This is a genomic window from Dietzia sp. Cai40 (assembly GCF_014145165.1).
Lineage (GTDB): Bacteria > Actinomycetota > Actinomycetes > Mycobacteriales > Mycobacteriaceae > Dietzia > Dietzia natronolimnaea.
In genome coordinates this window covers 1-7,675 of the sequence record NZ_JAALEB010000020.1, presented here as the reverse complement: position 1 = coordinate 7,675, position 7,675 = coordinate 1, and the positions used below count along the sequence as shown (strand labels likewise).

7 protein-coding genes are annotated in these 7,675 nt (G+C 70.5%); 3 read left to right on the top strand and 4 right to left on the bottom strand.

Going from position 1 to position 7,675, the window contains the following annotated elements; translation table 11 throughout:
- Positions 1-251: 251 nt before the first annotated feature.
- The gene (locus tag G6022_RS01190; RefSeq protein ID WP_182640138.1) at positions 252-1,136 is read right to left on the bottom strand and encodes a rhodanese-like domain-containing protein; all 885 of its coding nucleotides are present in this window, start codon (positions 1,134-1,136) and stop codon (positions 252-254) included.
- Between the two features lie 227 nt (positions 1,137-1,363).
- On the bottom strand, positions 1,364-3,916 hold the full coding sequence (clpB, locus tag G6022_RS01185; RefSeq protein ID WP_182640137.1) for an ATP-dependent chaperone ClpB: 2,553 nt from the start codon (positions 3,914-3,916) through the stop codon (positions 1,364-1,366).
- 231 nt (positions 3,917-4,147) lie between these two features.
- Here clpB and G6022_RS01180 point away from each other — a divergent pair, with 231 nt between their 5' ends.
- Positions 4,148-4,984 (top strand): hypothetical protein, encoded by an 837-nt coding sequence (locus G6022_RS01180; RefSeq protein WP_182609707.1) that lies wholly within the window; start codon positions 4,148-4,150, stop codon positions 4,982-4,984.
- 42 nt (positions 4,985-5,026) lie between these two features.
- Here G6022_RS01180 and G6022_RS01175 read toward each other — a convergent pair whose 3' ends face one another.
- Complete coding sequence (locus G6022_RS01175; protein WP_179523517.1) at positions 5,027-5,641, bottom strand: malonic semialdehyde reductase; 615 nt, start codon at positions 5,639-5,641, stop codon at positions 5,027-5,029.
- Positions 5,642-5,765: 124 nt separating this feature from the next.
- Here G6022_RS01175 and G6022_RS01170 point away from each other — a divergent pair, with 124 nt between their 5' ends.
- Together G6022_RS01170 and G6022_RS01165 are read left to right on the top strand one after the other, a co-directional pair.
- A complete protein-coding gene (locus G6022_RS01170) occupies positions 5,766-6,065 on the top strand; it encodes a hypothetical protein (RefSeq protein ID WP_179523518.1) in 300 nt (99 codons plus the stop codon).
- A gap of 92 nt (positions 6,066-6,157) precedes the next feature.
- Complete coding sequence (locus G6022_RS01165) at positions 6,158-6,949, top strand: ROK family protein (RefSeq protein ID WP_182609706.1); 792 nt, start codon at positions 6,158-6,160, stop codon at positions 6,947-6,949.
- Positions 6,950-6,961: 12 nt separating this feature from the next.
- Here G6022_RS01165 and G6022_RS01160 read toward each other — a convergent pair.
- Positions 6,962-7,675: C-terminal helicase domain-containing protein (locus G6022_RS01160; protein ID WP_182690900.1), on the bottom strand; the 714-nt coding region annotated here is incomplete at its 5' end.

Genomic DNA, 7,675 nt, shown 5'->3' with positions numbered 1-7,675 from the left:
CGTCGTCGGACAGGGCCCCCGCCCCCGCCGACCCGGAGCCGACCGCCGGCGGGGTCCCACGCGACGCGGCGCCCCCGCGTTGTCTGGCGTCCAGACGCAGGAGGATGAGCGCCGCGGCGAGCAGCACGAGGGCCAGGAGGAACCAGAACACGACCATGTCCACAGAGGGTAGTCAGCGCTGGTGGGGTTACCCGCCAGGCACCGCGGCGCTGCGTGACCTGGACGGGCCCGGGAGCCGGCGGAGACGCGGGCTAGCGGGGGTCCTCCCCCAGGGCGATCGGCCGCCGACGATCCGCCGACCACTGCGACCACGACCCCGGGAACAACCTCCCCGCCTCGATCCCGGCCACCTCCATCGCCGCGAGCGCATGGCAGGCGTGGATGCCGGAACCGCAGTAGACCACGGTGTCCTTCCCGCTGGTCACGCCCACGTCGGCGAACATCTGACGGATGCGCTCGGCGGGAAGGAACCGACCGCTCTCGTCGAGGAACGACGAGGTGGGCAGATTGACGGCGCCCGGGATGTGACCGGCCCGCGAATCCATCGGCTCGGTGTGGCCGGCATAGCGCTCGGCCGCGCGGACATCGATCAGGACGCCCTCCTCGGGGCTGGCCTGCGTCTCGTCGATGTCGGCCGTGCGCATGTGATCGAGCCTGAAGGTGAAGTCGCCGCGTTCGACCGGGTTGCCCGGCCCCACCGCCAGGTCCTCGCCCTCGGCGATCCACGCCTTGAGACCGCCGTCGAGGAGGTAGACGTCCTCCTTGCCGGCCCAGCGCATCAGCCACCAGGCGCGCGCCGCGGAGGTGTTACCGGAGTCGTCGTAGATCACCACGCGACTGTCGTTGTGCACGCCGGCACGGCGCAGGGCGTCCTCGAGATCATCGGGCGAGGGCAGCGGGTGACGGCCCTCGCGGACGTTGCGCTGGCCCGCGAGCTCGGTGGGCAGATCGACGTACTGCGCACCGGGGATGTGGCCCGAGTAGTAGTGCTCGCGCCCGCGGGCGTCGCCGAGTCGCCAGCGCACGTCGAGGATCACGGGGGTGGGAAGGCTCGCCACGTCGCTGATCAACTCGCGCGCCGTGACGAGGAGGGGACTGACCTGGGTGTCGGATGCGGGTGCGGTGGCTCTGGTCACGGGTCCATGGTAGTCGCGATGACGACGAGGCGGATCCCCTCATCGGGGACTGATCCGTCACTCCGCGGGCGCGTGGGCGGGCGAGGAGCTGTGGGCGGTGCGGGACGTGGGCGGTCACCCGGGCACGAGTTGGCGGACAAGATTCGCGTCGGGGCCGTTCCCGATCGCATCTCCTGTCCGCCAACTCGTACCCGCCGGCTCGTTCCCGCCAGCTCAGGCGACGGGCGTCAGCTCAGCGTGAGCGACTCGCCGTCCTCCGCCAGCGAGACCCGCACGGTGTCGCCGTCGCGGATGTCGCCGCCGAGCAGGGCCCGGGCCAGCTTGTCGCCGATCGCCTGCTGCACCAGCCGGCGCAGCGGGCGGGCGCCGTAGGCCGGGTCGTACCCGCGCCGCGCCAGCCACCCCTTGGCCGCGTCGTCGACCTCGAGGGTCAGTCGCCGACCCTTGAGTCGCCGCGCGAGCTCGTCGATCTGGATGTCGACGATCGACTCGAGCTGCTCCTCGCTGAGCGAGTCGAACATCACCACGTCGTCGAGCCGGTTGATGAACTCCGGCTTGAAGGCGCGCTTGACCGCGTCCATCGTCTGCTCCCGCGATCCACCCGCCCCCAGGTTGGAGGTGAGCACGAGGATCGTGTTGCGGAAGTCGACCGTGCGCCCCTGGCCGTCGGTGAGACGGCCGTCGTCGAGCACCTGCAGGAGGATGTCGAAGACATCCGGGTGCGCCTTCTCGACCTCGTCGAGCAGGACGATCGTGTACGGACGCCGCCGCACGGCCTCGGTGAGCTGCCCGCCGGCCTCGTAGCCGACGTACCCCGGAGGGGCACCCACCAGCCGCGAGACGCTGTGCTTCTCCGAGTACTCGCTCATGTCGATCCGGACCATGGCCCGCTCGTCGTCGAACAGGAACTCGGCGAGCGCCTTGGCCAGCTCCGTCTTGCCGACACCCGTGGGGCCGAGGAAGAGGAAGGAGCCGGTGGGCCGGTCGGGGTCGGCGACCCCGGCGCGCGACCGGCGGACCGCATCGGACACGGCCCGGACCGCCTCGCTCTGGCCGACGACCCGACGGGCGATCTCGTCCTCCATGCGCAGGAGCTTCTCGGTCTCGCCCTGGAGCATCTTGCCCACGGGGATCCCGGTCCAGGCGGAGACGACCTCGGCGACGTCCTCCGGGCCGACCTCCTCCTTGAGCATCGCGTTGGAGGCGGCGTCGTTCTCCTCCGCCTGGGCGAGCTGCTTCTCCAGCTCGGGCAGCCGTCCGTAGCGGATCTCGGCGACCCGTGCGTAGTCGCCGTCCCGCTCGGCCTTCTCGGACTCGGTGCGCAGCGCGTCGAGCTCCTCCTTGACCTTCTGCACACCCTGGATGGCGGTCTTCTCGTTCTGCCACCGGGCGGTCAGCTCGGCGAGCTTCTCCTTGGAGTCGGCGAGCTCGGACTGGAGCGCGACGAGCCGGTCCTTGGACGCCGCATCGGTCTCCTTCTGCAGTGCCACCTCCTCGATCTCGAGTCGGCGCACGATCCGCTCGGCGGCGTCGATCTCCTCCGGTCGGGAGTCGATCTCCATCTTGAGCCGGCTCGCGGCCTCGTCGACCAGGTCGATCGCCTTGTCGGGGAGGAACCGCTGGGTGATGTAGCGATCCGACAGCGCGGCCGCGGAGACGAGCGCAGAGTCGGTGATGCGCACGCCGTGGTGCACCTCGTAGCGCTCCTTGAGTCCGCGCAAAATGCCGACCGTGTCCTCGACGCTCGGCTCCCCCACGTACACCTGCTGGAAGCGGCGTTCGAGGGCGGCGTCCTTCTCGATGTACTTGCGGTACTCGTCGAGCGTGGTGGCACCGACCAGGCGTAGCTCACCGCGGGCGAGCATCGGCTTGATCATGTTCCCGGCGTCCATGGACCCCTCGCCGGTCGCGCCGGCGCCGACGATGGTGTGGACCTCGTCGATGAAGGTGATGATCTGCCCCTCGGAGGCCGTGATCTCGTCGAGCACGGCCTTGAGCCGCTCCTCGAACTCACCGCGGTACTTGGCGCCCGCGACCATCGAACCCAGGTCCAGCGAGAGCAGGGTCTTGCCCCTGAGCGACTCGGGGACGTCGCCGTCCACGATTCGCCGGGCCAGCCCCTCGACGATGGCGGTCTTGCCCACGCCGGGCTCGCCGATGAGCACCGGGTTGTTCTTGGTGCGGCGGCTCAGGACCTGGACCACCCGCCGGATCTCCGAGTCGCGCCCGATGACCGGGTCGATCTTGCCCTCACGTGCCCGGGCCGTGAGATCCGTCGAGTACTTCTCGAGCGCCTGGTACTGGTCCTCGGGGTTCTCGGTGGTCACGCGCGTGTTGCCGCGGACCGCGGCGAACGCCTGCTTCAGCGCGTCCTCGGTGGCGCCGAGTTCATTGAGGAGCTTGGCCGCATCGCCCCCGGTGTGGCCGGCGGCAATGCCGACCAGGACGTGCTCGGTGGAGACGTAGTCGTCGCCCATCTCGGACGCGAGGGTCTGGGAAGAACTGATGACGGCGAGGGCGTCGCGGTTGAAGTTGGGGGCGGCCAGCCCCGAGCCCGACGCGCTGGGGTAACTCGCGGTGAGGGCCTTGGCCTGCGTGAGCGCCAGTTGCGGGTCCACCCCACATGCCTGGAGCAGGGGCGTGGCGATCCCGTCCTGCTGTTCGAGCAGCGCCACGAGGAGGTGGCCCGGACGGACATCCGGGTTCCCTGCCGCCGAGGCGGATTGGACGGCGGCCGACAGAGCCGCCTGGGTCTTGGTCGTGGGGTTGAACTGGCTCATCGACCGGTCCTTTCTTCGACGTGTTCTTGAGCGTACTCGGGTCAATACCGGCCCACATCGGGACCGGACAGTCCGTACAACTGCCGAACAGTTGAGTCTATTCCGCTCAAGTCAAAGAATCTGGTGTGAACGCCGCCACCACGTGAGTAGATTCTTAGCGGTACCGCGAGGCCCCTCCCTCGCATCGACCCAGGACAGGCCCCCGTTGACCCCCTCACCCCACCCCGCGCCGTGAACAGACAGCGATCCGTTCATCCCGCCGTCAGCTTCTCCGCCTACCTGCTGGCGATCGTCGTACCGCTCGTCCTGGCGCTGGCGGTCGTCGGATCCTCGCCGGCCCTCCTGGCGATGGTCCCCGAAGAGCACCGCGGCACCGTCGCCTCCTTCGGCGAGGGCGCCGCTCGCGTGTCAGGCGGGGACGGCGGCCTGTTCAGGCCCGCCCACGCCGATGCCGCCAACTCCACGGTCCCGGGGACTGCCGTCCCGCTCCGGGGCGAGTGGTCACCGCGCCGCGCCGCCGACATCCAGCCCCCTGCCGGGCTGATCGCGGGGGTCGACTACGCCGTCGAGGCCACCGAGGACGGGTATATCGCCCACTGGCCGTGCGAGCACGAGATCCCCGTGCGCTCCTACGACGCACCGCCGGGCAGCGAGCCCGACCTCGCGTGGGCGGTCGAGACGCTCGCCTTCGCCAGCGGCCTCCCTCTCAGGTACGCGGGGCCCGGTGCCGAGGGAGAGCGCGAAGGCGACGGCGCCATCTCCGTGACTTACGGAGACCACCCCATGTTCCACACCGACCCCGAGATCGCGGGACTGGGCGGCGTCACGGTGTGGCCGCGAGGGTTGGTTCTCCAGGGCTCGGTGACCCTGCGGCCGGATCAGATCAGCCCCGTCCCCGGGGACGCCTGGACCCGCAGCCTGACGCTTCACGAACTCATGCACGCCGTGGGCGTCGACCACGCCGTGGCGCACGGGCCCGAGGTCATGGCGGAACGGCCGGGCCCGCACCCTCCGACGATCCTGGGCTACGGCGACCAGTTCGCGCTACGACTCGTCGGCTGCCTGTGACGCGCGAACTACTGGCGACGCGCGGGCTGCCGTGGCAACCCCTCAGAGGGTCGTGACGACCTCGTCGTAGTCGAGTCGCGGCAGCCGGTCGAACCAGGCGTTCTCCGCCGGCGTGCCGATGTTGATCGCCACGAGGACGCGGTGTCGCCCGTCGGGGAAGAACTCCGCGGCGATCCCCTCGGCGTCGAACCCGGTCATCGGGCCGGCGGCGAGACCCGCTGCGCGGATGCCCAGGATGGTGTAGCCGACCTGCAGGCTCGCGTTGAGCTCGGCCACACCGGCCCGCGCGGCCTCGTCCGCGAACAGGTCGCGGGCGCCGGGGAAGTGGGGGAAGAGCCGGGGTAGTTCGTCGTGGAAGTCCACATCGGCGGCGAGCAGCGCGACGGCCGGCGCGGCGGCGGTCTTGGCCCGGTTGCCCTCGGCCAGGTGCGGCAACAGTCGGGCCTTGGCCTCCTCGGACCGCACCACGACGATCCTCAGCGGCTGGTTGTTCATCGACGTCGGGGCCCACTTGACCAGGTCATAGATCGCGCGGAGCTGCTCGTCGGTGACGGGCTCGTCGGTGAACGCGTTGGCGGAACGGGCCTCCCGGAAGAGCAGGTCCTGCGCAGCGGAGTCCAGGGTCAGGGCGGTCGGAACCTCAAAAGATGTTGTCATATCTACTAGAACTCCCGATGCGCTCCGCCGAATCCCGGTCGAATGGTGATGTCCGTCACCCCGCGCGCCTACGCTCACCTCATCGACCGCTCACCTCGTCGTCGTCATCCCCCCGGAGGTCCCCATGCCCACCCGCACCCGATCCGCGACGCTGGCCGTCCCGGTCGCCACCGCCGCCCTCGTGCTGGCGACCCTGACCGGCTGCAACGCGATGGACCCCAACCAGGGCGGTGACACCACCTGCGGCGACTACATGGAGATGCCGCCCGAGGACCAGCGCGAGGTGATCACCACCTTCCTCGACGAGAAGGGGCAGTCCGATCCCGCCGGCATGGAGGTGACGCTGAACCAGGAGTCGGCCAAGCTCTACTGCGGAACCGTGGGCCAGGCGAGCGACCCGATCCGCAACATCGATACGGGGTAGCACCGATACCGGGTAGCACCCCACCACACCCAATGGCCCGCCCGCTACGAACTATTGGTGACAATGGTCGGTGTGGAACGGGAGGCGATCTGATGAGGAACGGCGTCGTCGTCGACATCGGCGGCAGCGGGACGCGGATCGGTGCCGTGGTCGACGGCCGCGTGGTGGGAGTCCACGGGGCCGAGGTGGCCACCGCCGAGGATCTGGCCGCGGTGATCCGGGCCGTCGATCCCCTCCCCAGCGGCGTCGGCGTGTCTGTCAGCGGGCACGTCGACGCCGACCGTGGGGTCATCGAGGCCTCCCGCGCCGCCGCCTGGGCCGAGGGGCCGATGCGCTCCCAGTTGGTCGCCCTCCTGGACGCCCCGGTGTCCGTGATCGGTCACGGCGATGCCCACGCCCTGGCCCTGACCCAGCTGCCGGACGTCGAGTTCGGCGGCATCGCCATCTCCCTGGGCACCACCCTGTCCTTCGGGGCGCTCAACCGCCACGGTGCGCTCATCCACCCGTGCGGGCCCACCGGGTGGGACCTCGGGCACTGGCGGCTGGTCGTGGACGGCGGCACCACCGAGGCGTGGTGGGGTCTGGGCGGGCACGGGCTCTACGACCTCGAGCGGGAACACGGCGACGGTGCCGCCGAGATCTACGCCCACCGGGTGGGCTCCTTCGTGGTGGACGCCGTCCAGTTGTTCCGGCCGCGCACGGTCCTGCTCACCGGCGGGATCGTGGTGGGCCTGGGCGAGGCGCTGCACGGGCCGGTCGCCGAGCAGTTGCACACGCTGCCGCACACCATCCCGACGCCGCGGGTCGTGTTCTCCCCGTCCCGGGACACGGCACTCTTCGGGGCCGCGGTGGCCGCGGGGTTGGCGATGCCGGCGGTGCGGTGATCACCCGCGCCGCTACTCGATCAGCCCCCGCAGGTCGTCGGCCGTGAGTGCCGCGGAGAAGTGCTCCCCCCTATCCAGCACGGACGCGAAGAGCTCGGCCTTGCGCCGCTGCAACTCCACCACCCGCTCCTCGATGGTGTCTCGGGCGACCATCCGGTAGACCAGCACCGGGCGGGTCTGACCGATCCGGTGCGCACGGTCCACGGCCTGCGCCTCGGTGGCCGGGTTCCACCACGGGTCCAGGAGGAAGACGTAGTCGGCGCCCACCAGGTTGAGGCCCACTCCCCCGGCCTTGAGGCTCAGGCAGAACACCTGCGCGCCACCCTCCGTGAACCTGCCGACGGCTCCCGCTCGGTCGGTGGTCCTGCCGTCGAGGTGAGCGACCGTGATCCCCTCGGCGTGCAGCCTGTCGACCACCGTGTCGAGGTAGCTGGTGAACTGGCTGAACACCAGCGCCCGGTGCCCCTCGGCCACGACCTCCCGCAGCGACGCGATGAGCTCATCGGTCTTGGCGGAGGGGATGGATGCGTGATCGGGGTCCACCAGCGAGGGGTCCAGGCACAGCCGGCGCAGCACGGTGAGGCCGGCGAGGATGCTGATTCGGTTGGAGTCGAAGTCGTCTAGCAGCGCGAGCAGCGATGCCCGCTGACGGGCGAGCTCGCGCTCGTAGACCCGGCGGTGCGCGACCGAGAGTTCTACCTCCATCACCGCATCGGTGCGTGGCGG

Coding starts and splice junctions, on each gene's coding strand:
- G6022_RS01175 (WP_179523517.1), bottom strand. CDS start 5,641: ATGACAACATCTTTTGAGGTTCCGACCGCCCTGACCCTGGACTCCGCT.
- G6022_RS01165 (WP_182609706.1), top strand. CDS start 6,158: ATGAGGAACGGCGTCGTCGTCGACATCGGCGGCAGCGGGACGCGGATC.
- G6022_RS01170 (WP_179523518.1), top strand. CDS start 5,766: ATGCCCACCCGCACCCGATCCGCGACGCTGGCCGTCCCGGTCGCCACC.
- clpB (WP_182640137.1), bottom strand. CDS start 3,916: ATGAGCCAGTTCAACCCCACGACCAAGACCCAGGCGGCTCTGTCGGCC.